The organism is Marinobacter bryozoorum, assembly GCF_023156245.1.
Classification (GTDB): domain Bacteria; phylum Pseudomonadota; class Gammaproteobacteria; order Pseudomonadales; family Oleiphilaceae; genus Marinobacter; species Marinobacter bryozoorum.
This window is the reverse complement of the sequence record NZ_JAKZAH010000033.1, coordinates 1-24227: the sequence shown is the minus strand read 5'-3', so window position 1 is coordinate 24227 and position 24227 is coordinate 1. Positions and strand designations below refer to the sequence as shown.

Below are 24227 nucleotides of genomic sequence, written 5' to 3'. Positions count from 1 at the left end.
TGAGGAGACGGGGATGAAAAACCGTTATGAGTTTACGATGGACTATGTCCGCTACCTGGACGATGCCGGTGATCCGCTGGATGAATTGCCGGCACTGGCCGCCGATGCCGGCCGTCTGATCGATGCCTACCGAAACATGGTGCTTGCCCGCACCCTGGACCAGAAAATCATTGCCCTGCAGCGAACTGGCAAATGTGGCACCTACCCTTCCGTGCTGGGCCACGAGGTCATAGGGACCGCCATTGGTCAGTGCATGGACCGCCATGACGTATTTGCACCCTATTACCGTGACCAGGCCACCCAGCTGCTGCGGGGTGTGCCCATGGTGAACATGCTGCTTTATTGGGGCGGCGATGAGCGAGGCAGTGCCGGCTGGGAGCTGTGCCCGCAGGACCTGCCCATTTCGGTTCCCATTGCCACCCAGTGCTGTCATGCGGTGGGCATTGCCGCCGCCATGCGTATCCGGGACGAGCAACGGGCCGTAGTTGTCACCCTGGGCGACGGCGCCACCTCCAAGGGGGATTTCCTTGAAAGCGTCAACCTTGCAGGCGCCTGGCATCTGCCGGTGGTGTTCGTGGTGGCGAATAACCAGTGGGCCATCTCGACCCCGCGTGGCCTGCAGACCGGCAGTGAAACCATTGCCCAGAAGGCCATCAGCGGCGGGCTGCCCGGCCACATCGTTGATGGTAACGACTATTTCGCGGTCAGCGAGGCCATGGAGCATGCCCTGGATCGCGCCCATGGGGGCAAGGGAGCGACGGTTATCGAAGCCGTTACCTACCGCCTTGGTGACCACACCACCGCTGATGATGCCACTCGCTACCGCAGCGCGGACGAATTGCGAAGCGCCTGGGACAGGGATGGCATCAAGCGCTTGCAGAGTTACCTGCACCACGCCGGGCACTGGGATGCGGCCAGGGAAAAAGACCTGCAGGCCCACTGCCGGGACAAGGTGGAGAAGGCTGTCCACGTCTATCTTGAGAAAGCGCCTGAGCCTCCTGCGGCCATGGTGGACTATCTGTTCGAGTCCTTGCCCTCGTCGCTGGCTGGCCAGCGTGAGCGGCTTGCCCGCAAGGTGGAAGGAGGTGTGTCATGAACGCATCCGCAGAGAAAGCTATCCGTCAGGACGAGGCCGCACCGATCTCCCACAGGGTTACCCTGGTGGAGGCGGTCAACCTGGCCCTGGCAAGGGAAATGACCAACGACGAATCGGTGGTCGTTCTTGGTGAGGACATCGCCACCAATGGCGGTGTGTTCCGGGCCACCGTGGGCCTCAAGGAGCGTTTTGGGTACAAGCGCGTGATGGACACGCCGCTGGCAGAGAACCTCATTGCCGGCGTCACTGTGGGGATGGCTACCCAGGGATTGAAACCGGTGGCGGAGTTCCAGTTCATGGGGTTCATCTATGCCGGCTTTGAGCAGATCATCAGTCACGCGGCCCGCATGCGTAACCGCACCCGGGGCCGGCTCCATTGCCCGCTGGTCTACCGTGCGCCTTTTGGTGGTGGCATCCATGCGCCCGAACATCACAGTGAAAGTACCGAAGCCCTGTTTGCGCATATTCCGGGGCTAAGGGTGGTGATCCCCAGTTCGCCCCAGCGTGCCTATGGCCTGCTGCTGGCTGCCATCCGGAACCCGGACCCGGTGATCTTCCTGGAACCGAAGCGCATCTACCGGGCCGTAACCCAGACGGTAACGGACAACGGCGAGGCGTTGCCCCTGGATACCTGTTTCACCTTGCGGGAGGGCGACGATGTCACCCTGATAAGTTGGGGCGCGTCCATCATGGAAACCCTGCAGGCGGCCGATCGACTGTCAGAGCAGGGCGTTTCGGCAGAAGTCATTGATGTGGCCACTATCAGTCCGCTGGACCGGGAAACCCTGCTGTGCTCCGTGGCCAAGACCGGCCGGGCGGTGATTGTCCACGAGGCCTGTCGCAACGGCGGTGTCGGGGCCGAGGTGGCCGCCTCTATCGCGGAAGGCGCCTTCCTGGACCTGCAGGCCCCGGTGGTACGGGTGACCGGTTACGATACGGTGATGCCCTATTATCGCAACGAACAGCACTACCTGCCGCAGGTAGAAGACATAGTGGCGGCGGTAGAGCAGGTGATCGCGCTCTGACCGGGGAGGTTTTCCATGAAGTACTTCAAACTGCCGGATCTGGGCGAAGGCCTGCCGGAAGCCGAGATCGTCGAGTGGCACGTGAAGGTAGGCGATACCGTGGAACTGGACCAGGTGCTGGTGAGTGTCGAGACCGCCAAGGCCATTGTGGAGGTGCCCTCTCCGGAGGCCGGTACCATTGCCAAATTGTTCGGCGAGGCGGGGGATATCATCCATACGGGGGAACCCCTGCTGGCCTTCGAAGGTGCAAGCGAGGACACCGGTACCGTGGTGGGCGAGCTGAAGTCTTCCGGTTCCGGGGAAAGTGAAGGCGAGGTCGATTCGTTCATTATTGGTGCGGCGCCATCCAGCAAGCGGGCCCGGGCCAACCGGGCAACGCCGGGCGTACGTGCCCTGGCGGAACGATTGGGAATCAGCCTGGAAAATATCAGGGGTAGTGGCCCCGGTGGCCTGATCACCAACGACGACGTACATCGCCAGGCCAGCCACCAGAAACAACTGGGCGAGGCTGAAGCGCTGCGGGGGCCGCGGCGCACCATGGCGAAGAATATGGCTCTGTCCCACGCCCAGGTGGTACTCGTGTCCATCTTCGAGGATGCGGATATCCATGACTGGAAAAAGGGCACAGACATCACCATGCGCCTGGTCCAGGCCATTGCCCGTGCCTGCGAGGTGTCACCGGCCCTTAATTGCTGGTTTGACGGGGATAATCTCAGCCGGCGCCTGCTGGACGAGGTGCATATAGGCATTGCCGTGGATACCCCCGACGGGCTTTTCGTGCCCGTGCTGCGGGACGTCAATCACCGATCCATGGAAAACCTGCGCCAGGGCCTGGAAAACCTGCGGGAAGCGGTGGCGACCCGAAAGATCCCGCCACAGGAGATGCAGGGTGCCACCATCACCCTGTCCAACTTCGGCACTCTGACTGGCCAGTACGCCAACCCTATTGTCAGCCCGCCGCAGGTGGCAATCGTGGGGGCCGGGAAAATACGGGAGAAGGTGGTGCCACACAAAGGCCAGCCCTCCGTGCGGCGGATCATGCCCCTGTCAGTCACCTTCGATCACCGGGCGGCCACCGGTGGCGAGGCAGCGCGTTTCATGGCTGCCGTGGTGGAGGCGCTCGGTTCCGAGGCGTCCGGATAACAATTCCGGTGACGGTTGAAACGGTGCGTTGGACGGACCATAGTAGCGAGTATGACAACACTGTTCATTATACTGGTGGTTCTCTTCGCAGCCCTGTTTATCCTGGTGCCCTTGCTGGAGAAACATGCCTCGAAGGGGGATGCGATTAATGAGAGCCGGATTTCCCGGTGGATCATTCCGCTGATGGCTGCGGTTTTGATTCTGGGGATACTGAGGCATTACTTCGGATAGGGGCAGGTCTGCCCGTCAGTACGTTATTCAGGGCGGGGCACAGGCACAAAAAAAGGCAGCCGAGGCTGCCTTTTTTGCGTGTTGTGGCCTGTTATTTACAGGGCAACAACGTTTTCCGCCTGCGGGCCTTTCTGGCCCTGAGTAACGGTGAACTCAACCTGCTGGCCTTCTGCCAGGGTCTTGAAACCGCTGCTCTGAATAGCGCTGAAGTGAACGAATACGTCGGGGCCGCCTTCACGAGTGATAAAGCCGAAGCCCTTGGATTCGTTGAAGAACTTGACGGTACCGGTAACTGTAGACATATCTTTTAATATCCTGAAATCAATCTGATTAATGCGCCGCCAGGGACCATTGTTGGGCTGGTCAGCATTGTGCGGAAAAGAAACGCGCGGGATCAAAAACAGGACGTACACTACAATTACTGACAGGGCGTCTTATTGATGAACTGCTTTGCTAACTCTTTCCTACGCCGCCCAATCTACGCACCTTATTCGGGAAAAGCTACTGTTATTTTCACCGGTGGGTATATTTACGCATCCCGGGGCGGACCAGGGGGACGAACCAGGGGTTCGATAGCGCCCCTGCTGGTCTACACTGCATTCCCAGTGCCGTACCCGGCTAACAACAATTTTGAGAGCGAGGTTCCATGTCAAAGCGGCAAACCTGGTCCCACATAGTGCTGGCCTTTGCCACCGCCCTGGTTATCGGCGCAGCACTGGGTTCCATCGTGCAGACCCAGATCAACCTGTTGGCTCTGAGGGGGTTGGGGGTAGAGATCGGCGCAGGCGCCTGGTTTGCCACCACGCTGGAGGACCTGGCCAAGTTCGGACCGGTTTACCTGGTAATGTTCGGCGTGGGCTTCCTGCTTTCCCAGCTGGTTGCCATGACCCTGACCCGCCACAAGCTGCACGCCTGGCGCCGGCTGGTTTGTTCTCTGGCAGCGGTGGTTGGCCTCTGGGCCACCTTTACACTGGTGGATGCCCTGGCGCCACCACCCACCCTGATCGCCGCCACTCGCAGCTCGGGCGGTATGCTGGCCAAGCTGGTTACGGCTGCCATTGCCGGTTGGCTGTTCGCCACCATGGCCACAGAATCGTCCGGTAGCAACCGCAAAACCGGTTCGGCCACAGCACTGCTGCTGATTGCCTTGCTGGTAGCCCCGTCAGACCAGGCCCTGGCCCAGTCCGGACCGGGCTATCGACTGGAGACAGTGGTATCCGGCCTGGAACATCCCTGGTCCCTGGCTTTCCTGCCGGATGGCCGCATGCTTGTTACTGAGCGCCCCGGCCGGTTGCGTATTATTACCGCAGACGGCGAATTGCAGCCTGAGCCTGTAGCCGGAGTGCCCGAGGTATTCAGCGAGGCCCAGGCGGGGCTGTTTGAGGTCCTGCCGGCCCGGAACTTCCCGGAGAGTGGCCATATTTACCTGAGCTACGCCTGCGGAGCCGCGCAGGCCAACCATACCTGCCTGGCCCGAGGCCGTCTGGAGAGTGGCCGGTTGGAAGACGTGGATGAGCTGTTCCGGGCCAGTCCGGCGAAGGTGGGGGCGGTCCACTATGGCGGCCGCATGGCCTGGCTCGAAGACGGCACACTCCTGCTGACCCTGGGTGACGGTTTTGACTACCGGGAGCAGGCCCAGCGCCTGGACAGTCACATCGGTACCATCGTGCGACTGAACGCGGACGGCTCGGCACCGGAAGATAACCCCTTTGTGGATAACCCGGAGGCACTTCCGGAAATCTTCAGCTATGGCCATCGCAATGTACAGGGGCTGGTTGTCGACAAGAGCAGCGGACAGGTCTTCGCCCATGAGCATGGCCCCCGCGGGGGCGATGAGATCAACCGTATCGAAGGCGGGAAAAACTATGGCTGGCCGGTGGCAACCCATGGGCTGGATTACACCTGGGCCCGGGTCACACCTTTTACTGAGTACCCCGGCACCGAACAACCAGTTTTGCACTGGACGCCCTCCATCGCGCCCTCGGGCATGACACGGTATGACGGGGATCAGTTTCCTCAATGGCAGGGTGATCTCCTGGTTGGCGGCCTGGTGACCCGCGCAGCCCACCGGGTTGAAATGGACGCCGATGGCGCCAGAGAAAGGGAAAGGCTGTTCGAAGAATTGGGCGAGCGTATCCGCGATATACGTACCGGACCCGACGGAGCTGTTTATCTGTTGACAGACAATGCTGATGGCAGGCTCGTCAGGGTTGTTCCCGAACCGCAGTGATCGCTGATGCCGCTGCTGTTGTACAGGCCCCGGGCGGGCCTTCAGCAGGAACGATTGATCAGAAGTACGTAAGGGGGAAGGTTGAGGCAGCTAAAAAAGGTTGCACTGGTCACAGGTGGTGCCCGGGGTATTGGCCGCGGTATTGCCCGGTTTCTGTTGCGCGAAGGCTGGCGGGTCGCAATATGCGATGTTGACGATGGGGCAGCCGAAGAGTTCGTCGCATCGCACCGGGGCAGCGACGACGTCTGTTTCGTTCAGGTTGACGTCTCAAGCGAAGACCAGGTGGAGCAGGCGATCAGTAAGACCCTGGCCTGGGGCAGGCGCCTTGATGCCCTGATTAACAACGCGGGGCTGGCAGACCCTGAGACCGGGCCGGTGGACCAACTGGACCTGTCAGTGTGGCAACGCAGACTGGACGTTAACCTCACCGGTCCGTTCCTGATGACCAAGCACAGTACCAGGTACCTTCGAGAAACCCGGGGGAGTATCGTTAACATCGCTTCCACCCGAGCGCTGCAGTCCGAGCCTGACACGGAAGCCTACGCGGCTACCAAGGGCGGATTGGTAGCGTTGACCCACGCATTGGCGGTCAGCCTGGGGCCGGAGATCCGGGTGAACTGTATCAGCCCGGGCTGGATCGATGTGCGGGGCGAACAGCCGGGTGGCGGAGACAGCCCTGAACCCTTGGCGGAACGTGATCACAGTCAGCATCCTGTGGGGCGGGTAGGCCGCGCCGACGACATTGCGGCTACCGTGGCGTTCCTCCTTTCAGAAAACGCCGGTTTTGTCACCGGGCAGAATATCGTGGTGGATGGTGGGATGACCCGCAAGATGATCTACGAGGACTGACCAGGAGGGCTATGTGAAATTTATCTTCGAGGTTCGAATCAGGGAGGGCCATACCGCTGAGGAGTACGCGGATGCCTGGGTAAGGGCCAGTGAGCTGATCCAGCAGGCTCCGGGCGCCCGGGGTACGGAGCTGCACCGCAAGATTGGTGATCCCAGTACCCTGATCGCCATTGCCAGCTGGGAAAGCAAGGCCCAGCGGGATGCGATGGAAGGGCAGCATAACCCTGAAATCGCCGAGATTATCCGCAGTGCGGCGCCGTTCGTGGAAATTACGCCCATTGGTGAATTTGAAGACCCGGAGTGGGTGGTGGTGCCCCCCGACCGGAAGGAGTCCTGATATGGCCGGAGGCTGGTCAAAGGACGGTGCGGTTCAGGACCAGATCGACAGCACCGTGGAAGACGCCCTCGAACGGGCTCGTGCCAATCTTCCTCAAGGCGAGAGCCTGACGCATTGTGAGGAATGCGACGAGCCTATCCCCGAGGCTCGCCGACAGGCCCTGCCAGGCGTTCGACTGTGTGTGCGTTGTCAGAGTGAGCGGGACAGGGAACAGGCGGATAATAGCCTGTTCAACCGCCGGGGCAGTAAGGACTCCCAGCTTCGCTGAGGGCACTCGCCACACCCGGTAACCGGCTCCTGGTTCAGGCCAGGGCTTCCTCCACCATCCACAGCCGGTCCTGGCCGAAAAACATGTGGTCGCCCACGAACAGGGTCGGTGCCCCGAACACACCCCGATCTACCGCTTCGGTCGTTATATCCTTCAGGCGTTCCTTCACCGCCGGGTCGCTGGCACGAGCCATCACATCGTCCGGGTCGAAACCGGCAGCGGTGAGCACGCGGGTGACCACGTCGGGGTCGCCCATGTTCTCTTCGTCCACCCACATGGCGTTAAACACTGCGGTCAGGTAATCATCGAAACGGGGCGTGTCCAGAAAGGCCACGGCGCCGCGCATCAGCTGAAGGGTGTTCACCGGAAAGTAGGGGTTCTGGTTCAGGGTGACGCCATAGCGCCTGGCGAACCGCTGCATATCCATGCGGGAGTAACGGCTCTTGGCTTCAATGGCGGCCGGGGACTGGTTGCCGGTGGCCTGGAAGACGCCGCCGAGCAGCATCGGCTTCCATACCAGTTCGGCGTTGTGCCGCCGGGCAAGGTCAGGCAATTGGGTCCAGGCCAGGTAGCTGGCGGGGCTGCCTACGTCAAAGTAACACTCGATGGTCTTGCTCATGGATTGTCTCCGGTTTTGTTTTCGGTCAGAAGGTTTCCATCCAGGGGCGCAGGTCCAGTTCGTGGGTCCAGGCATCCCGGGGCTGGTTATGGAGTTGCACATACTGCTGGGCAATGTGATCGGGGTTCAGGATGCCATCCTGGTCCTTCAGGGCGTAACGGTCCGGGAAGTTGCTCCGGATGAAGTCGGTGTCGATGGCGCCATCAATAATGCTGTGGGCCACATGGATGCCTTGCGGGCCCAGCTCCCGGGCCATGCTCTGGGCCAGGGCCCGCAGAGCGAACTTCGCGCCGGCAAAGGCCGAAAATCCGCTGGCGCCTCGAAGGGACGCCGTGGCGCCGGTAAAGATGATGGTACCCCGCTGGCGGGGCAGCATGACCCGAGCCGCTTCCCGCCCGGTGAGGAAGCCCGAGAAAGCTGCCATTTCCCAAACCTTCCGGTAGACCCGGGCGGTGGTTTCTGTGATGGGAAAGCGGACGTTGGCGCCAATGTTGAACACCACGACGGCCACCGGGCCGACGTCCTGCTCAATGTGATCGAACAGGCGGGTCATGGCGTCTTCATCGCGGGCATCACAACCGAAGGCATGGGAGGCACCGCCATCGGCCGTAATCGCTTCGGTAAGCGGCGCGAGGGCCTCAGCGGTGCGCCGGGTGACACAGACGGTATAACCTTCCCGGGCGAAACGGCGAGCTATGGCGCCACCTGTGGCGTCGCCTGCGCCGATGACTACGGCAACTTCATTGGTGGGCATGATGGGTCCTCCGGAATGTTTTTAGGGTTCTTTTTTGGAACTAACCAATAGTCGGTTCCAAAAAAGAACCTGTCAAGTTATTCTGTATCTGAATGTCTTGGTGAGGTCATCCATGCGCTGGCAAGAGCTTGATCAACAACCCTGTTCCCTGGCCCGAACCCTGTCAGTAGTCGGAGACCGGTGGACCCTGATGGTCCTGCGGGACTGCTTTCTGGGCATCCGGCGGTTTGATGAGTTCGAGAAGCGGCTTGGAATCACCCGGCACGTGCTCACCGATCGACTGAAGAAGCTGGTGGAAGAGGGCGTACTGAAGAAGGTTCCCTATCAACAGCGGCCCTTACGTGAGGAATACCGGCTCACCGAGAAAGGCCTTGACCTGCACCCGGTCATCCTGGCGCTGGTGAACTGGGGTGACCGCCACATGGCTGACGAGCGTGGCGCACCCATAGCGCATGTTCACAAGGCCTGCGGCAAGGTCATGCAACCGGTAACCGTATGCTCGGAATGCGGGGAACCTGTCACAGCGCGGGATATTCATGTGCAGGTGGGCGCTGGTTGGGAGCCGGAAGACGAAGCCGAACAGGTTCTGCCCTGATCACATCACCTTGCCACGAAGGGCCTTGGTCTTTCCCCGCTGGGTCTTTTTATCCACCCGTTTGCGCTGGGACGAGCGGGTAGGTCGTGTTGGCCGGCGTTTTTTCTGAATTTTCACCGCATCCCTTATCAGCACCTGAAGCCGGTCCAGAGCGTCCTGGCGGTTCAGTTCATAGGTGCGGAAGGACTGTGCCTTGATAACGATAACCCCATCCTTGGTGATGTGGTGATCGGACAGGGCCAGCAGACGTTCCTTGTAGAAGGGCGGCAGGGAGGACCGGTTGATATCAAAGCGCAGGTGAACCGCGCTGGCCACCTTGTTCACGTTCTGTCCGCCGGCCCCCTGGGCGCGGATCTGGGTGATCTCCACTTCCCAGTCAGCCAGTTCTACGTAGTTTGAGATTTGTATTAGTGTTGCCATGGAACGTTTTCGTCAGTATCGGCGTTGCAGTGTAACAAATCCATGGACGGGGCTGATCCGGGACGGGATGGGATCATGGCCCCCAGGCCGCCAGCAAGGTATTTGTGAGTCGGTCCATAAGGTTGCCTCCATGTCTCCAGAAGTGCCAATAAAGGGGAACATCAAGCTGTTTGCCGGGGACGATACTGGACAGGATGCCTGATTCCAGTTCCTGGCGCGCCTGTATCTCCGGCAGCATACCGTAGCCCATGCCGCTGGTAGCCAGTCTGAGAAAGCCTTCTGATGAGGGGCATAAGTGATAGGGAAAGCGACCATGGTAGCCGCACTGGGCCAGGAACCGGTGCTGAAGCTGATCGTTGGGGCCGAATACGATAACCGGCGCTGACTGGAAAGCTTCCAGGGTGGGGCCGTCCGGAAAGTAACGAGCCTGGTAGGCCGGGGTGGCCAGCGGCAGGTAGACCATGCTGCCCAGCGGCACGCAGCGGGCTCCCGCCACCGGCTGGGGGCTACTGCACAGGCAGGCAGCCACGTTGCCTTCACGCATTCGTTGCAGGCCGATGTCCTGATCCTCTATTACAAGATCCAGGAGCAGTCCTTCCTGCTGGCAGAAGTTGCTGATGGCGCCCGCCCACCAGGTGGCAAGGCTATCGGCATTCAGGGCGATACGCAGACGATTGGTGGATTCGGCCAGGGTTGGAATGCTTCGCGCCAAGTCTCGTTCAAGCAGTTTTACCTGTTGTACATGGTTCAGCAGTTGCTGGCCCGCCGGCGTCGCCCGGGGCATTGGTGAGCGGATCAATACTGGCTGACCGATCCGGATTTCCAGAGAGCGAAGTCGTTGGGAGACGGCTGACTGGCTGATACCCAGTGACTCCCCGGCACGCTCGAAGCTGCCGTGTTCAATTACAGCTGAAAGGGCCTCCAATAATTTGTAGTCGATCATAAGAAAAACTGATGTGGCAGTAGGAATATGATTTCTGAGTATAGCCGGGAGTCGCTATGCTTGCTTCGCTTTCATACGCGAGAAAAAGAGGATGACATGTTAGAAAGTTATCTCACCGGATTATTGGTGTGTGGCGGCATCATTATTGCCATCGGCGCCCAGAATGCCTACGTGCTGAGCCAGGCCATCCGGCGGGAGCACCACTGGTGGTCTGCCGGGCTTTGTATGATTTCGGATGTCGCCCTGTTCAGCGCTGGAATGCTCGGGGTCAGCGCGGCGTTGATGGCCGTGCCGGAAGCGCTGGAGGTGCTGCGCTGGCTCGGCGTCGTTTTTCTTGGCTGGCTGGCGGTGCAGGCGTTTGTCCGGGCAGGCCGGGGGCGGAACCGGCTGGAGACCGGCGAAGCCGGGGCAAAGAGTCTGAAAGGGGTGTTGTTCACCACTCTGGCGGTCACCCTCCTAAATCCCCAGGTATACCTGGATACGCTGTTGCTGATACCGGCCATTGGCGCACAGCAGGAGAGTGCCACCACGTTCGTCGCCGGTGCCAGCAGCGCATCCATCCTATGGTTCGGGGGGCTGGCCTGGGGTGGTTCAGCGCTGGCCCCGTTGTTGTCCCGACCGATGGCGTGGCGGGTCATCGATGGGCTCATCGGTTTGATGATGGCGGGTATCGCCCTGCACCTGGCGATCAGCGGGCTGGGTTGATCTCCCGGGTTCTCAGTGTGTCGCCGTGCCACCACTGACCTTGAGACCTGGCGGCTTCGGCTCCCGGTCGAGAATGCGGTCCGCATCCAGGGAGGCAATGGGTACCCGCTTGTCCGCCGGCACCTCGCCACTGAGCTGCAGGGCCAGGTAGCGCATGGCACACACGCGCAGGAACGAGGTGAAGTTCCCCAGATCGTGCCCCGCGTCAATGGACTCGTGGTACAGGCGGGTGATGAGTTGCGGAACGTTCATGCCGTCCCGCTCTGCCAGTTCTGCCAGCACCGTCCAGAAGGTGTTTTCCATTCGAATGCTGGTGACCATGCCGTCAATGCGCAGGGAATGGGTGCGACTGACCCAGAGGTCCGGGTCAGCGTTGATAAAGAGTTTGCACATGGGTTCCTCTCCCTGAGGCACGTGAGGGCCGGCACCCGGCCCACGTTAAACCCGAGACTCAGCGGTCCAGCAGTTTGAAGAACTGGGCCAGCCAGGCCGGGTGCGCAGGCCATGCCGGTGCTGTTACCAGATTAGCATCGGTGACGGCCTCGTCCACTTCAATGCGTGCAAACTGACCGCCTGCGAGCTCCACTTCCGGCTGACACGCGGGATAGGCAGAGCACTTTCGTCCCTTAAGAACCCCCGCTGCTGCGAGGATCTGGGCGCCATGACAGATGGCCGCCACCGGTTTTTCCGCCTCGAAAAAGTGGCGAACCATTTTCTGAACCTGGTCATTCAGTCGCAGATATTCCGGCGCCCGGCCGCCAGGAATCACCAGGGCGTCGTAGCTGGCAGGATCCACCGACTCGAAATCCGCCGTCAGCGCGAACCGGTGGCCCGGTTTCTCGGTATAGGTCTGATCGCCCTCGAAATCATGGATCGCCGTTGCCACCGTGTCGCCGGCCTTCTTGTCCGGGCAGACGGCATCCACCGTATGGCCGACTGCCTGCAGGGCCTGGAAAGGCACCATGGTTTCGTAGTCTTCGGTGAAGTCACCGGTAATCATCAGAATCTTTTTGCCGCTCATGTCTTTCTCCTTGTTGTTGCGTCGGACAGCGATATTCAAATTAGCAGGGTGGGCCCACATGCGGGTATTAATGGGCTACTACAGTGCCCGGCCTGCGTGTGACCAATGCTCCGTATCCTCGTCTTTATGGCGGAGGAGAGGGCGGGTACAGTGGGCCCCTTTATTCTCACGAGGATCCAGTGCCATATGGCCAGACGCGCACGGGGAAGGTTTTCACCGCTGATGGGGTTGGTTTTTCAGGCAGGTATTGTGTTGTTGGGGCTAATCCCTTTGTGGCTGTTTGATATTCCGGTTGCTACTGAAGGTCTGCCGGTGTTGGGCTATCTTGCCTGGGGCGTTGCCGGTGGTGTGCTGACCTATGGATTGCTGTTGCTGCTCTCGGTCATGGATGTGCTGTCCTCCGACAGCTTGCAGAAACATATCCGTGACCTGCACCGCTTTGTGCGATCCCAGTCATGGCCTGTTCTGATCGGCCTTGCGGTATTAGCTGGTGTTGGTGAAGAACTGTTGTTCCGGGCGGTCATTCAGGGCTGGGTCGGGGAGCATATGGGAACGGCGGCAGGTGTCCTGGCAGGGGCGGTCGTGTTCGGGCTTGCCCATGCCATGTCGCGGGCCTATTTTCTGGTGGCGACGGCATTGGGGGCGGTGTTCGGGGTGGCCTATGCACTCACCGACAGTATCCAGCTGGTGATGGTGTGGCATGCGGTCTATGACCTGGTGGTGATCCTGGTGTTGCGGCTTTACCCGCAATTGTTCGGGATCAGTCGAAGCGTCGGGCCTGGGTGAAGCGGTCCCGCCAGTAATAGCCATTCAGGGACGAACGGGTGACGCCTACCGACGTGGACGCATGGATAAAGTCGTCGCCGCCCATGAAGATGCCCGCGTGTTGCTCCTTGCCCCGGATCCGGAAAAACACCACATCGCCCGGCTGAAGCTCCTGCGGCGACACAGGTGTTCCGTGGCTGAGCATGGCCGAGGTGGTTCGGGGCAGTTCCATGCCAAACGCTTCCTGGTAGGCCTGTCCGATAAAGCCGGAGCAGTCAAACCCCCGGGGCGTGGTGCCACCGTAACGGTAGGGTGTGCCCTCATACCGATCGAACACGTCCTGCAGTCGGATCACCCGCTCGTTATCGCCTGCCACTGGCGTGCCGTAAACCGGGGCTGGTGACTGGCGGCGCTCCACCACGTCCGGCGAGGACGCACAGCCGGTCAGCACTACTGCCAGAACCAGCAACAGCGCATTCCGCGTTGCACGGACGTTGGCCTTGACCGGAATCTGGTGGAGTGTGGGCATGGATTCAGTCCTGCTCGGTTTCTGTCAATTGAAGACTTTACCTGCTCGGGGCAAACCTGTCAGGCCTTCGCTGCCAGTTTTGCGGAGTCTTTACAATCACAGTGCCAGCAGCGCGATCTCTCCCGAGGGCCAGTCGACCCTGACGGACCGGGGCGGTCCGTCAGGTAGGGGTGCTATCTCAGTGCGCCCAGTAGCCGGTCCACCGAATCCTTGGCATCGCCGAACAGCATGTGGCTGTTTTCCCGGAAGAACAATGGGTTCTCCACTCCGGAGTAGCCCGTGGCCATCCCGCGCTTGAGGATGGTTACCTGCCGGGCCTTCCAGACTTCCAGCACCGGCATCCCGGCAATCGGGCTGTTCGGGTCCTCGGCGGCGGCCGGGTTAACCGTGTCGTTGGCACCAATCACGAGGACCACGTCAGTTTTGGGGAAATCGTCATTGATTTCGTCCATTTCCAGCACGATGTCATAGGGCACATGGGCTTCCGCCAGCAGCACGTTCATGTGACCGGGTAGCCGGCCTGCCACCGGGTGGATGCCGAAGCGCACGTTGATGTCCCGCTCCCGCAACAGTTTGGTGATCTCGCTGATCCCGTTCTGGGCCTGCGCTACAGCCATGCCGTAGCCGGGGACGATAATCACCGAATCCGCATTGCGCAGTTCCTCGGCCAGCTCCTCTACCGAAATCTCCTGCACGGCCTGGTCCTCATCCGCTGTCGCACTGCTGGAGGAGGTCTGGCCAAAGCCCCCCAGGATCACGCTGATGAACGAACGGTTCATGGCCCGGCACATGATATAGCTGAGGATTGCACCACTGCTGCCCACCAGGGCCCCTGTCACAATCAGCAGATCGTTGCCCAGCATGAAGCCGATGGCGGCCGCGGCCCACCCGGAGTAACTGTTGAGCATGGAAACCACCACCGGCATATCGGCGCCGCCGATTGCCATGATCAGGTGCACACCCAGTACAGCCGCGATTACGGTCACCAGTACGAGAATGGCGATGCTCAGGGCCATGCTGTCGCTACCCAGGAACCCGGCGCCAAGCAGGACGCACACGATCACGGCGGCCAGGTTCATCCAGTGGCGCCCGGGCAGGGTAAGGGCCTTGCTGTCGATTCGTCCATCCAGCTTGCCGCAGGCCACCAGTGAGCCCGTGAAGGTGACGGCCCCGATAAAGATGCCCACAAAGATTTCCACCAGCTTGATGGTGTGTTCGGCCCCCACCATGATCACCAGCGGGTCGATATAGCTGGCAAAGCCCACCAGCACAGCGGCCAGGCCCACGAAGCTGTGCAGCAGGGCCACCAGCTGGGGCATCTGGGTCATTTCCACCTTGTTGGCAATGGGCAGCCCGATAGCCGCACCGATTACCATGGCGGCGATAACCCAGGTCAGGTCGGCGGTCTCGAACCCGGCCATGGTCGCGGCGAGCGCAATGACAATACCTGCGACCCCGTACCAGTTACCCCGGCGGGCGGATTCCTGGTGGGCGAGGCCCCCCAGGCTGAGGATAAAGAGAATGCTGGCCACCACATAGGCGACGCTGATCAGTCCACTACTCATGGTTCACGCCTCCTATCGATGGAACATCTTGAGCATGCGGTGGGTCACCCGGAACCCACCGGACACATTGATCATGGCAATCAGTACCGCCACGAAGGACAGGATGCCCACCGCTGCATGTTCAGCCTGGGCCAGGTGGAGCAGGGCGCCAATTACGATGATGCCGCTGATGGCGTTGGTCACGCTCATCAGGGGGGTGTGTAGCGAGGGTGTGACATTCCAGATCACCTGCCAGCCGATGAAACAGGCCAGCACGAAAACCGTAAAGTGCCGCAGGAAGCTCTCCGGCGCATAGGCCCCTACACCGTAGAGAGCCAGTGCGGTTACGGCCAGCAGGGCGATTTTTCCCGTCAGGCGCTTGGCCGGTGATGGGCCCTTCGTTGCGGTTGCTGTCGCCGGGGAGGGCTCTTCCGTACCAGGGGGTGGTGCGGTGCTGGTGGGCGCTTCCGGTTGGGGTGGCGGCCAGGTGACATCGCCCTGGTGGACCACGGTCACCCCGCGAATCACCGCGTCCTCCATATTCACCACCGGCTGGCCATCCTTCTCTGGTGTCAGCTCGGTCATCAGATGGACCAGGTTGGTGGCGTACAGGTCACTGGCCACCTTGGCCATGCGGCTGGGCAGGTCGGTATAACCGATCAGGCGTACACCGTGCCTTTCCACCACCTTGCCGGGCTCAGTCAGTTCGCAGTTGCCGCCCCGTTCGGAGGCGAGGTCCACAATGACACTGCCGGGCTTCATGGATTGCACCATCTCGGCGGTGATCAGCTTCGGCGCGGGCTTGCCGGGGATCAGGGCGGTGGTGATGATGATATCCACTTCCTTGGCCTGCTCGGCGAACAGGGCCATTTCTGCCTTGATGAACTCATCGCTCATCTGCTTTGCGTAACCACCGCCACCACTGCCTTCCTCGTCGCCAAAGTCCAGTTCCAGGAACTCGGCGCCCATACTTTCCACCTGTTCCTTGACCTCCAGACGAGTGTCGAAGGCCCTCACCACGGCCCCCATACTGTTGGCGGTACCGATGGCGGCCAGGCCGGCCACGCCGGCGCCGATGACCATGACTTTCGCCGGGGGCACCTTGCCTGCGGCGGTGACCTGGCCGGTAAAGAAACGCCCGAACTGATTGGCGGCCTCGATCACCGCGCGATAGCCGGCGATGTTGGCCATGGCGCTGAGGGCATCCATTTTCTGGGCCCGGCTGATACGGGGGAGGGCATCAATGGCGAAGGCGTTGACCTGCTTCTCCGCCAGTTTTTCCAGCAGTTGGGGATTCTGGGCTGGCCAGATATAGCCGGCCAGGTGCGCACCCTCTCGAATCATGTCGAGTTCGTGTTTGTGAATGCCGGGATGCTCTGTCGGTGCCCGCACCTTAAGGATAAAGTCCGACTCCTTCCAGAGGGAGAGCGTGTCCACAGCGATGGCGGCGCCGGCATCCTGGTAGCTCTCGTCGCTGTAATCGGCCGCTTCGCCGGCACCAGCCTCGATGACTACCTCGTATCCAAGTTTGATGAGTTTCTGCACCGAGGGCGGCGTTGCAGCCACCCGTCGCTCGTCGGGATAAACCTCCCGGGGGATTCCGATTTTCATGGTCTTACTCCTGCCGTCTGACACTTTATTGTTGGTGCCTGTGACTACAGTTAAGCCCGGAATCCGCCCTTAGTCATCTTTTGAGCCTGTTGAAGGCGTCTCAGAACCTCGTGGCGCCGGTTACACGGGCGTTACGCCAATCAGCCACTGGTGTGCCCAGAGTACGAACAGGACGTAGACCGCCAGGCCGACCACCACAGCGATCAGGTCATTGAACGACGTCGCCGGCAGGGTAGGAGTGGCCCGGGCGGTTCGGCGCTTCAGGGAAATCCGGTCCACGACGGCCCAGGCCAGGAAGGCTCCGAACAGGAGAACATCGTGGGCCATGCCGTTGGCCAGCAGGTGGGCCACTGCCCATAACTTGACCGCCACCAGCATCGGATGCTTGAGGGCTCGGCTGATTCGGCCCGGAAAATAGGCGGCGAACAGCAGTGGAAATACCGGCACCAGCAACAGCATGGCCAGGTGCCGAAGCCAGGCTGGCGGACTGTAGATCAGTACCGGGTCGAGCCGCGCTGCACCGTATCCCCACACAATCAGCACCAGGCCTAGAAGGGCAATGAGGGAGTAAACGCCCTTGAATGCGCCTTCCCCCATAGACTGCAGCAACCGGTTACGCAGGGGCTCATTGACGATGGAGAGGGAGTGGATGCCGAGAAAAATGATCAGTCCGAGTACAAGTATGCCCATGACACAAAGTCCTTGAGATCCGGTGTGGAGTGTTGTCCCGCAGTATAGTTCCCTGTGTCGCGGATTCGCGAACCGGCAGGCATGGGATCGAAGTGAATGACGACTTCGTAAACAAGGGGCAGGTGCCTGGTGAACTGACTACACTGGGAGTGTACCCGGAGGGTTACGGTTGCTTCGGGGCGTTCCCGTACCCAACAGGGGAGACGGATGATGCAGATTGCCTACAATGCCCGGGACCTCACAGAGGCTCATATCATCGCCGGTCTGCTGGGTTCCCATGGTATCAGAGCCCATGTGGGTGGCCATTACCTGCAGGGTGGACTGGGGGAGATCGGCGCCGCCGGTTTCACCAACGTACAGGTTGATGATGACGATTACCTGGAGGCCCGGCGACTGATTGCCGAGTACGAAGGTGCCGCCACGGAAGACGGACGCCGCATTCCTCCGGTGAACGATGCCGGTGAGTTCTATGCCCGATGGTTTCTGCTGCTCATGCTGGCCGTCGCGGTTGGTTTTGTGCTGACGCTGTGGTGACCCGGTATACCGTCATGGCACTTTGGCTGCTGGTTGCAAGTGGTTGCGGCACCGGCATGCCGAAAGAAGGCCGTTACCCCGGCGATGCCAGTGAATGTGATAGCCTGCCCCTGTACGAACGTATGGAGTGCCGGGAACGGCACCCACCGCTCCATGAGTCCTACGACCTGAGAAAGCCGGGATACTAGGTAGTGCGCATCCGAATTACCCACCAGAGAATCACGTTATTCCTGCAGTTCATCCTGCTGCTTGAAGTGGTGGCCGCCATCTGGACGGGACGCTGGTTTACCGGCTTTTTCACCGCCCTGATTATCGTGGTGACCTTCCTGCCGGTTCTGCTCGAGCGACGGTTCCGGATTCACATCCCCCCGGAACTACAATTACTGGCCATCGGCTTCGTGTTTGCCTCCTTGTTTCTCGGTGAGGTGAGAGACTATTACACCCGGTTCTGGTGGTGGGATATTGCCCTGCACACCAGTTCCGGCGTCCTGCTGGGTATTCTCGGGTTCCTGCTTGTGCATATCATGAACGAGGTGAAGCGGATCGAGGTGCACATGAAGCCGGGATTCGTCGCCTTCTTTGCCTTTCTCTTTGCCCTCGGCATTGGCGCCCTTTGGGAAATCTTCGAATTCACCATGGATTCGCTGTTCGGCATGAATATGCAGAAGCCCATGCTTGGCGACCCTTCAGGACTTACCGATACCATGTGGGACCTGGTGGTGGATGCACTGGGGGCGCTGGCCATTTCCCTTTTGGGTTGGCGCTATCTGCGGAATCCCGAGAAAGCCTCGTTTCTGGAACGCTGGATCGGAACCTTTGTCGAACGTAACCCGAGGTTTTTCAGGAAGTAGAGCCAGGAGGCCCCTATGGAGTCAGACAAACTCCCTGACCTCGAAACGATCCGGCAAGCTGCAGAGCGATTGCAGGGCGAGGTGGTAAGGACGCCGGTGTGGCGTTCTGAGGACCTTGAGCATGCCACAGGCCATTCCGTTCAGATGAAATGCGAGAACCTGCAGCGCACAGGCAGCTTCAAACCCCGTGGTGCCCTTAACTGGGTGCTGACCGCCGCTGAGTCGGAACTGGCCGGAGGCCTTGTGACGGTCTCCGCCGGCAATCATGCCATTGCCCTGGCCTGGGCAGCTGCCACGATGAAGACGCCACTTACGGTCGTCATGCCGGAAGGTTCCAGTGAGCTGAAGATCCGTCGGAGCCGGGCTCTGGGGGCGGAGGTTATCGTCCATGGCCGCATTCAGCAGGCTGTCGAACTCTGCCATGAGCTGGTCGCAACCCGGGGGTTGACCCTGGTTCACCCGTACAACGACCTTCGCGTTATGACAGGCCAGGGCGCCGTGGGGCTTGAGCTACTGGATCAGTGCCCGGATATGCGGCGTATTCTCTGCCCGGTGGGTGGCGGCGGCCTGGTTTCCGGGCTGGGGCTGGCGGTCAAGGCCTGCCGCCCGGATCTGGAAATTGTCGGGGTGGAACCGGTGGGGGCTGCCACCATGGGGCATGCCTGGCAATGTAACGATCCCGCTGCCAGCCTTGATGACGTCTCCACCTGGGCGGCGAGCCTGGCGCCAGCCGTGGTTGGCGAGCATACCTGGCGGGCTTCCCGTCAGGTGGTAGGCCGGATGGTGACGGTCAGCGAGGCCGCCATCCGGGAAGCCACCCGGCTGTTGCTGACCGAGGCGCGACTCTTTGTGGAGCCCGGCGCCGCTGTCGGTCTTGCCGCGTTGTTGGAGGGTACCGTTGAACCGGCACCGCAGGGCGGTGACCTCCTGGTCATTACCGGCGGCAATCTTGATCTCGACCAGGTCAGTCAGTGTGAGTCCGGCGGATGATCTGGCAGTGGCTGGCGGATGCCGTTCTCACGGTTCATGTGGGTATTGTGCTGTTTGTTGTGCTGGGACTGGTCCTGGTACTGGTCGGCAATCGCCGTGGCTGGCCCTGGGTGAACCACCTCTGGTTCCGGCTGGCGCACCTTGCGGCGATTGCGGTGGTGGTCGCCCAGGCATGGCTGGGCGTTATCTGTCCGCTCACCACCCTCGAGCTCTGGTTGCGCCGCCAGGCCGGGCAGTCGGGGTATGATGGAAGTTTTATCGAGTACTGGCTGCAGCAGGTGCTCTATTACGATGCACCCGCCTGGGTGTTCATCGCGCTCTACACCGGGTTTGGCTTGCTGGTCGTTGCCAGCTGGTGGTGGTTTCCACCCCGGCGTCGCCCTCGTACCCGCGGGTCCATGTCCGAACAGGAGTGAACCATGCCACGACTCTTCCTCGGGCTCGAGTTGCCACAGGAAACAGGCGACGTCTTACTGGGCTGGCGCACGGATATCGAGGGTGCGCGCTGGCAGCGGCAGGATCAGTTGCACCTGACCCTGTGTTTTATGGGGCAGGTTGATCCGGAACAGGTCCCGGCGCTGTTCCGGGCGATGGAGAGCCCGGGACCAGAGGGCTTTTGTTTCACTCCGACCGGGGCGGGCTGTTGCGGAGATCCAGACCGGCCCCGGAACCTGTGGGCGGGCGTAGAGCCGGAAGCGCCGGTCATGGGATTGTATGGATGGGTATCCCGCCGCCTGGCGGAGCAGGGGTTCCGGGTGGAAGGGCGTAATTTCCGGCCCCATATCACGCTGGCCAGGTTTGGTCGCCACCAGGCAGGGTCTGCCCGGGACTTCCTGGCGCAGCACCGGGGGCGTTGCGCCCCGGAGGTGGTGGTGCGGCATGTCAGCCTGTTCCTGAGCAACACCAGCCCGGAAGGCTCCCGTTACCAGGTGTTGGCGAGGTTCCCGTTGAAACAGAGCTCGATGCCCCACATGCTTTGATCAGGCCTCACTAACCGGAGGAGTCGTTATATGGCCGCTACATCAGAAACACTCCGGGTTTTCTACGACGGCTCATGCCCGAGCTGCATTCGTGATCGCCGACAATACGAAAAGCTGGCGGGGCGAGCGGCCGAGAACGTGGAGTGGGTCGATATCACCGGCCGGGACGAGGAGCTGCAGTCCCTGGGCATTCATCCGGATGACGCGCTGCAGGAACTGCATGTACAGGACAGCAGCGGGCGTATACACCGGGAACTGGACGCCTATATCCTGTTGATGTCCCGGGCGCCGGTGCTCAAACCCCTGGCGTGGCTGATCGGCTTGCCCCTGATCCGGCCGGCACTGGCCCGGGCGTACCACGCCATGGTTACCCGGCGCCTGGAGCGAACCGGGCGTATGCCCGGTAAATAGTGGCCCAGGCGCTACCGCTTGCGGTGGGCGCAGTTCAGTAGGCTTCTTGCCCTATGGCAGCGAGGGCCTGGCGCAGGTTGTCGACCGTCCGCTCAATATTGTTGAGCTTTTCCAGCCCAAACAGGCCGACCCGGAAGGTCTGGAAGTTGTCCGGTTCGTCGCACATCAGGGGCACGCCGGCAGCGGTTTGCAGACCCTGCTCCCGGAACAGGCGGGTATTGTGGATATCCGGGTTTTCGGTGTGCAATACCACCACCCCCGGTGATTCAAATCCTTCCGCTGCAACACTGAGGAACCCGGCCTCGGCAAAGAGTGCCCGCACCTGCTGGCCAAGCTGCCATTGCCGCTCTTTCAGGACGTCAAAGCCGGTATTCTCTGTGTCGGCCATGGCATCCCGCAGGATGGCCAGGGTGTCCGTGGGCATGGTGGCGTGGTAAGCGTGGCCGCCGTCCTCATAGGACTGCATGATATTGCGCCATTTCTTCAGGTCAGCGGCAAAGCTGCTGCTGGTGGTGGCGTCCAGCTTCTCAAGTGCCCGGCCACTCAGGGCGATCAGGGCCGCGCAAGGGGACGCACTCCAGCCTTTCTGGGGGGCGGTAATCAGCACATCCACGCCACAAGCCTTCATGTCGACCCAGAGCGCGCCGGAGGCCACGCAGTCCAGCACAAACAGTCCTCCCACGCTGGATACGGCCTCGCCCACCGCCTTCAGGTAGTCGTCCGGCAGCACCATGCCTGAAGCGGTCTCTACATGAGGCGCAAAAACCACATCAGGCTTGTCATCCAGAATCTGGCGGACGACCTCTTCTACCGGGGCCGGTGCCCAGGCTGACTGGTGCCCCGATGCAACCGGGCTGGCCTTGAGCACCGTGGAGGATGACGGAATCCGCCCCATGTCGAATATCTGGGTCCAGCGGTAGCTGAACCAGCCATTACGGATGACCAGGCACTGGCGGTCGTGGGCAAACTGGCGGGCCACGGCCTCCATGCCGAAACTGCCTCCGCCGGGCACGACTACCGCGCCTTCTGCGTTATAGGCACGCTTGAGCGTGCCGGATATATCCCGCATCACCTGCTGGAACACCGCTGACATGTGGTTGAGGGAGCGGTCATTGAATACAACGGAGTATTCCAGTAACCCTTGCGGGTCGACCTGGGGAACCTGTCTGGACATGCTGATAATCCTGCTTGGGGCAACCAGTGGCTGCCTGCTGTTGTTTGGTGGCTAATAATAACGATGACCGTATTTTCTACTGTCACGGCCAGTTCCGCAAATCCGTCGGCATAACAGGAATTTCATCTGTCGGGGTGGGGGCAGCACTGTTGGGACGCTACAGTGAAAGGGAGGCAGGCCTGATTGTTATGGCGGTCTTTACCCTTACATCCGGTTTTCACGACAGGGAAGCAGCAAACCCATGGAACATACCATCCAGATACTCGCCCGTGCGGGTTATGCATCCCGCGGAATCCTCTACCTGGTGGTTGGCCTCCTGGCCCTGTTATCAGCTGCGGGCATGGGCGGCCAGACCACCAGCGCCAGGGGCGCGCTGGAGGAAATCCTCTCCCAGCCGTTCGGTCGCACCCTGCTGGGGCTGATGATCGGTGGACTGGCCGGCTTCGCCCTGTGGCGTGCCATCCAGGGCCTGTTTGATGCGGATCATCATGGCCGGGGCGCCAAGGCCCTTGTGATACGCGCGGGCCACCTGCTCAGTGCATTGACCCACGGATTCCTGGCCTACTGGGCAATCAGGTTGATGCTTGCCATGGGCAATGGCGGTCAGGGCGGGCCCCTGTCCGGTCTCGATGAGCGAACAGCCATGGCTGTCATGGTGTCTGCGGGTGCGCTGTTGACTGGTATCGGCGTTGCCCATGTTTTCAAGGGCTGGACGGCCCGTTTCGAGCGGTATATGACTTTTCCGTCGAGTCATGAAGCCTGGGCCCGGCACGTGTGCCGCTTTGGACTGGTGGCTCGGGGCGTGGTCTGGTGCATTGTGGGTGGCATGTTTATTCACTCTGCAATACGCCTGAACGCGCGGGAAATCCAGGGTACCGGGGAAGCCCTTGACTGGCTCGCAGGCTCGCCCTATGGGCAGTGGTTGCTCGGCATCGTTGCTGCTGGCCTGGTAGCTTTCGGGATATACAGCTGCCTGGAGGCGAGGTATCGCCATATCCGCTCGTGAGCACTGCCTGGTGCGGCGGCCAGAAAGAAGGGCGCGGCAATATACCGCATGTGGCGGGGTTGTATTCGGGCCATGTTAGGGAAAAACTGTCCGCTTTATGGCTTCCTGACCACGGGACTGATACCCATGACTTCCAGAACACGCTTACTTCTTGCGATTGGCCTGACTGCCTTCTCTCTGCCAGCGCTGGCCGGGGATTTCCGGCTGGGCGACATTGCTATCGACCACGCCTGGTCGCGGCCAACGCCACCCGGCACCCCGGTAGGTGTCGGCTATATGACGATACATAACCATGGTGACCAACCCGTTACGCTGGTTGCTGGGGAGACGCCGGTGGCAGAGCAGGTCTCTATCCACGAAACCCGCATGCACGAAGGCCTGATGAAGATGCAGCCCATGCCAGAAGGGCTCACGGTCCCTGCCGGAGAAACCGTGGTGCTCAAGCCCCACAGCTATCACCTGATGCTGGAACGCCTGGAGCGCCCCCTTGCGGAAGGGGAGGAAGTGCCCCTGACCCTGCAGTTCGAGGGGCTGGATGCCATGGACATCACCCTTGACGTCCGGCGGATGGACGCCATGCCTGCTGAAATGGACCACTCGGGACACTAAGCTGGCCGATCCAGGGGAGCTAACTGTTTAAAATTGTAACTATCGGGGTGCATGGTCATATTTTTTCTGGCTATTCTGTGATCCATTGTTATCTTGTGCATTAACTTTTGGAAAACTTTTTGCCGTGGATTGGTGTGCCAATTGGCACACCGGATTCTGGCCTGGAAGGACGAATAGTCATGAGCAGTCATCGCCCCTCCGATGCCGACCAAAGCATCGATACCCCTCAGCACAGTAACGACCAGGACGACACCGTTGCGGTAGCGTCAGAGCCTAGTGTCCCGTTTGGTTAATTCG

At 60.9% G+C, this 24227-nt stretch carries 32 protein-coding genes; 20 read left to right on the top strand and 12 right to left on the bottom strand.

The features are described 5' to 3' along the window. The first annotated feature begins 13 nt into the window (after positions 1-13). From MLC59_RS15255 to MLC59_RS15240, 4 genes are read left to right on the top strand one after another with little or no spacing between them, the layout of a single operon-like run. Positions 14-1096, top strand: coding sequence for a thiamine pyrophosphate-dependent dehydrogenase E1 component subunit alpha (locus tag MLC59_RS15255; protein WP_248235850.1), 1083 nt, complete (start codon positions 14-16; stop codon positions 1094-1096). After that, a complete protein-coding gene (locus MLC59_RS15250; RefSeq protein WP_248235846.1) occupies positions 1093-2121 on the top strand; it encodes an alpha-ketoacid dehydrogenase subunit beta in 1029 nt (342 codons plus the stop codon). Before MLC59_RS15255 ends, MLC59_RS15250 begins: the two co-directional genes overlap by 4 nt. Positions 2122-2136: 15 nt before the next feature. Next, positions 2137-3264 carry a dihydrolipoamide acetyltransferase family protein gene (locus MLC59_RS15245; protein ID WP_248235843.1) on the top strand — a complete coding sequence of 376 codons (1128 nt, stop codon included), beginning with the start codon at positions 2137-2139 and terminating at the stop codon, positions 3262-3264. A gap of 51 nt (positions 3265-3315) precedes the next feature. Beyond that, entirely contained in the window at positions 3316-3495 is a 180-nt protein-coding gene (locus MLC59_RS15240; RefSeq protein WP_248235841.1) for a hypothetical protein, read from the top strand. 95 nt (positions 3496-3590) lie between these two features. On the opposite strand, the gene cspE is transcribed toward MLC59_RS15240, so the two are convergent. Beyond that, a complete protein-coding gene (cspE, locus tag MLC59_RS15235; protein WP_091849065.1) occupies positions 3591-3797 on the bottom strand; it encodes a transcription antiterminator/RNA stability regulator CspE in 207 nt (68 codons plus the stop codon). 344 nt (positions 3798-4141) lie between these two features. Here cspE and MLC59_RS15230 point away from each other — a divergent pair, with 344 nt between their 5' ends. The 4 genes from MLC59_RS15230 (at position 4142) to MLC59_RS15215 (ending at position 7179) form a co-directional block, all read left to right on the top strand. Next, positions 4142-5725 (top strand): PQQ-dependent sugar dehydrogenase, encoded by a 1584-nt coding sequence (locus MLC59_RS15230; RefSeq protein WP_248235836.1) that lies wholly within the window; start codon positions 4142-4144, stop codon positions 5723-5725. A gap of 81 nt (positions 5726-5806) precedes the next feature. Then, on the top strand, positions 5807-6574 hold the full coding sequence (locus MLC59_RS15225; RefSeq protein WP_248235834.1) for an SDR family oxidoreductase: 768 nt from the start codon (positions 5807-5809) through the stop codon (positions 6572-6574). A gap of 13 nt (positions 6575-6587) precedes the next feature. Continuing rightward, positions 6588-6911 (top strand): antibiotic biosynthesis monooxygenase family protein, encoded by a 324-nt coding sequence (locus MLC59_RS15220; RefSeq protein WP_248235822.1) that lies wholly within the window; start codon positions 6588-6590, stop codon positions 6909-6911. Position 6912: 1 nt separating this feature from the next. After that, the gene (locus tag MLC59_RS15215; protein WP_248235820.1) at positions 6913-7179 is read left to right on the top strand and encodes a DksA/TraR family C4-type zinc finger protein; all 267 of its coding nucleotides are present in this window, start codon (positions 6913-6915) and stop codon (positions 7177-7179) included. A gap of 34 nt (positions 7180-7213) precedes the next feature. On the opposite strand, the gene MLC59_RS15210 is transcribed toward MLC59_RS15215, so the two are convergent. After that, the gene (locus MLC59_RS15210) at positions 7214-7798 is read right to left on the bottom strand and encodes a 2-hydroxychromene-2-carboxylate isomerase (protein ID WP_248235817.1); all 585 of its coding nucleotides are present in this window, start codon (positions 7796-7798) and stop codon (positions 7214-7216) included. Positions 7799-7823: 25 nt separating this feature from the next. After that, positions 7824-8552, bottom strand: coding sequence for an SDR family oxidoreductase (locus MLC59_RS15205; RefSeq protein ID WP_248235814.1), 729 nt, complete (start codon positions 8550-8552; stop codon positions 7824-7826). Between the two features lie 112 nt (positions 8553-8664). Between MLC59_RS15205 and MLC59_RS15200 the strand changes: the two genes are divergently transcribed. Continuing rightward, a complete protein-coding gene (locus tag MLC59_RS15200) occupies positions 8665-9147 on the top strand; it encodes a winged helix-turn-helix transcriptional regulator (protein ID WP_248235810.1) in 483 nt (160 codons plus the stop codon). Here the strand turns inward: MLC59_RS15200 and arfB are convergent, their stop codons facing one another. Continuing rightward, positions 9148-9567, bottom strand: coding sequence for an alternative ribosome rescue aminoacyl-tRNA hydrolase ArfB (arfB, locus tag MLC59_RS15195; RefSeq protein ID WP_248235807.1), 420 nt, complete (start codon positions 9565-9567; stop codon positions 9148-9150). It lies immediately after the preceding gene. A 73-nt stretch (positions 9568-9640) separates the two neighbouring features. Then, positions 9641-10510 (bottom strand): LysR family transcriptional regulator ArgP, encoded by an 870-nt coding sequence (locus MLC59_RS15190; RefSeq protein ID WP_248235803.1) that lies wholly within the window; start codon positions 10508-10510, stop codon positions 9641-9643. A 96-nt stretch (positions 10511-10606) separates the two neighbouring features. Between MLC59_RS15190 and MLC59_RS15185 the strand changes: the two genes are divergently transcribed. Further along, positions 10607-11215, top strand: a complete 609-nt coding sequence (locus tag MLC59_RS15185; protein ID WP_248235795.1) for a LysE/ArgO family amino acid transporter — start codon at positions 10607-10609, stop codon at positions 11213-11215. 12 nt (positions 11216-11227) lie between these two features. Here the strand turns inward: MLC59_RS15185 and MLC59_RS15180 are convergent, their stop codons facing one another. Then, positions 11228-11608, bottom strand: a complete 381-nt coding sequence (locus MLC59_RS15180; protein ID WP_248235791.1) for a ribbon-helix-helix domain-containing protein — start codon at positions 11606-11608, stop codon at positions 11228-11230. Positions 11609-11666: 58 nt separating this feature from the next. Then, positions 11667-12236 (bottom strand): DJ-1/PfpI family protein, encoded by a 570-nt coding sequence (locus tag MLC59_RS15175; RefSeq protein ID WP_248235790.1) that lies wholly within the window; start codon positions 12234-12236, stop codon positions 11667-11669. Positions 12237-12422: 186 nt separating this feature from the next. Between MLC59_RS15175 and MLC59_RS15170 the strand changes: the two genes are divergently transcribed. Next, positions 12423-13022: a CPBP family intramembrane glutamic endopeptidase gene (locus MLC59_RS15170; protein WP_248235787.1), complete on the top strand. Its 600-nt coding sequence runs from the start codon at positions 12423-12425 to the stop codon at positions 13020-13022. On the opposite strand, the gene MLC59_RS15165 is transcribed toward MLC59_RS15170, so the two are convergent. The 4 genes from MLC59_RS15165 to MLC59_RS15150 form a co-directional block, all read right to left on the bottom strand. Continuing rightward, the gene (locus tag MLC59_RS15165) at positions 12997-13530 is read right to left on the bottom strand and encodes a C40 family peptidase (protein WP_248235785.1); all 534 of its coding nucleotides are present in this window, start codon (positions 13528-13530) and stop codon (positions 12997-12999) included. The two genes, MLC59_RS15170 and MLC59_RS15165, sit on opposite strands and share 26 nt — an antisense overlap. A gap of 173 nt (positions 13531-13703) precedes the next feature. Then, on the bottom strand, positions 13704-15095 hold the full coding sequence (gene pntB / locus MLC59_RS15160) for a Re/Si-specific NAD(P)(+) transhydrogenase subunit beta (protein ID WP_248235783.1): 1392 nt from the start codon (positions 15093-15095) through the stop codon (positions 13704-13706). Between the two features lie 12 nt (positions 15096-15107). Beyond that, the gene (locus tag MLC59_RS15155; RefSeq protein ID WP_248235775.1) at positions 15108-16685 is read right to left on the bottom strand and encodes a Re/Si-specific NAD(P)(+) transhydrogenase subunit alpha; all 1578 of its coding nucleotides are present in this window, start codon (positions 16683-16685) and stop codon (positions 15108-15110) included. 120 nt (positions 16686-16805) lie between these two features. Then, positions 16806-17375 carry an NnrU family protein gene (locus tag MLC59_RS15150; RefSeq protein ID WP_248235766.1) on the bottom strand — a complete coding sequence of 190 codons (570 nt, stop codon included), beginning with the start codon at positions 17373-17375 and terminating at the stop codon, positions 16806-16808. 207 nt (positions 17376-17582) lie between these two features. Here MLC59_RS15150 and MLC59_RS15145 point away from each other — a divergent pair, with 207 nt between their 5' ends. The 7 genes from MLC59_RS15145 to MLC59_RS15115 are packed head-to-tail and all read left to right on the top strand — an operon-like array spanning position 17583 to position 21141. Beyond that, complete coding sequence (locus tag MLC59_RS15145) at positions 17583-17909, top strand: putative signal transducing protein (protein ID WP_248235764.1); 327 nt, start codon at positions 17583-17585, stop codon at positions 17907-17909. Between the two features lie 14 nt (positions 17910-17923). Further along, on the top strand, positions 17924-18097 hold the full coding sequence (locus MLC59_RS15140; RefSeq protein ID WP_248235762.1) for a hypothetical protein: 174 nt from the start codon (positions 17924-17926) through the stop codon (positions 18095-18097). 3 nt (positions 18098-18100) lie between these two features. Further along, on the top strand, positions 18101-18760 hold the full coding sequence (locus tag MLC59_RS15135) for a DUF2238 domain-containing protein (protein ID WP_248235761.1): 660 nt from the start codon (positions 18101-18103) through the stop codon (positions 18758-18760). Between the two features lie 15 nt (positions 18761-18775). Further along, entirely contained in the window at positions 18776-19750 is a 975-nt protein-coding gene (locus tag MLC59_RS15130; RefSeq protein ID WP_248235758.1) for a threonine ammonia-lyase, read from the top strand. Then, positions 19747-20166, top strand: coding sequence for a DUF2784 domain-containing protein (locus MLC59_RS15125; RefSeq protein ID WP_248235757.1), 420 nt, complete (start codon positions 19747-19749; stop codon positions 20164-20166). Before MLC59_RS15130 ends, MLC59_RS15125 begins: the two co-directional genes overlap by 4 nt. 3 nt (positions 20167-20169) lie before the next feature. Next, positions 20170-20730: an RNA 2',3'-cyclic phosphodiesterase gene (gene thpR, locus MLC59_RS15120; protein ID WP_248235756.1), complete on the top strand. Its 561-nt coding sequence runs from the start codon at positions 20170-20172 to the stop codon at positions 20728-20730. Between the two features lie 30 nt (positions 20731-20760). Next, the gene (locus MLC59_RS15115; protein WP_248235755.1) at positions 20761-21141 is read left to right on the top strand and encodes a thiol-disulfide oxidoreductase DCC family protein; all 381 of its coding nucleotides are present in this window, start codon (positions 20761-20763) and stop codon (positions 21139-21141) included. A 34-nt stretch (positions 21142-21175) separates the two neighbouring features. Here the strand turns inward: MLC59_RS15115 and MLC59_RS15110 are convergent, their stop codons facing one another. Beyond that, entirely contained in the window at positions 21176-22315 is a 1140-nt protein-coding gene (locus MLC59_RS15110; RefSeq protein WP_248235754.1) for an aminotransferase class V-fold PLP-dependent enzyme, read from the bottom strand. Positions 22316-22556: 241 nt separating this feature from the next. Here MLC59_RS15110 and MLC59_RS15105 point away from each other — a divergent pair, with 241 nt between their 5' ends. Both MLC59_RS15105 and MLC59_RS15100 read left to right on the top strand, forming a co-directional pair. Next, a complete protein-coding gene (locus MLC59_RS15105; protein ID WP_248235753.1) occupies positions 22557-23321 on the top strand; it encodes a DUF1206 domain-containing protein in 765 nt (254 codons plus the stop codon). Between the two features lie 126 nt (positions 23322-23447). Beyond that, complete coding sequence (locus tag MLC59_RS15100) at positions 23448-23930, top strand: copper chaperone PCu(A)C (protein ID WP_248235752.1); 483 nt, start codon at positions 23448-23450, stop codon at positions 23928-23930. Positions 23931-24227: the final 297 nt, after the last annotated feature.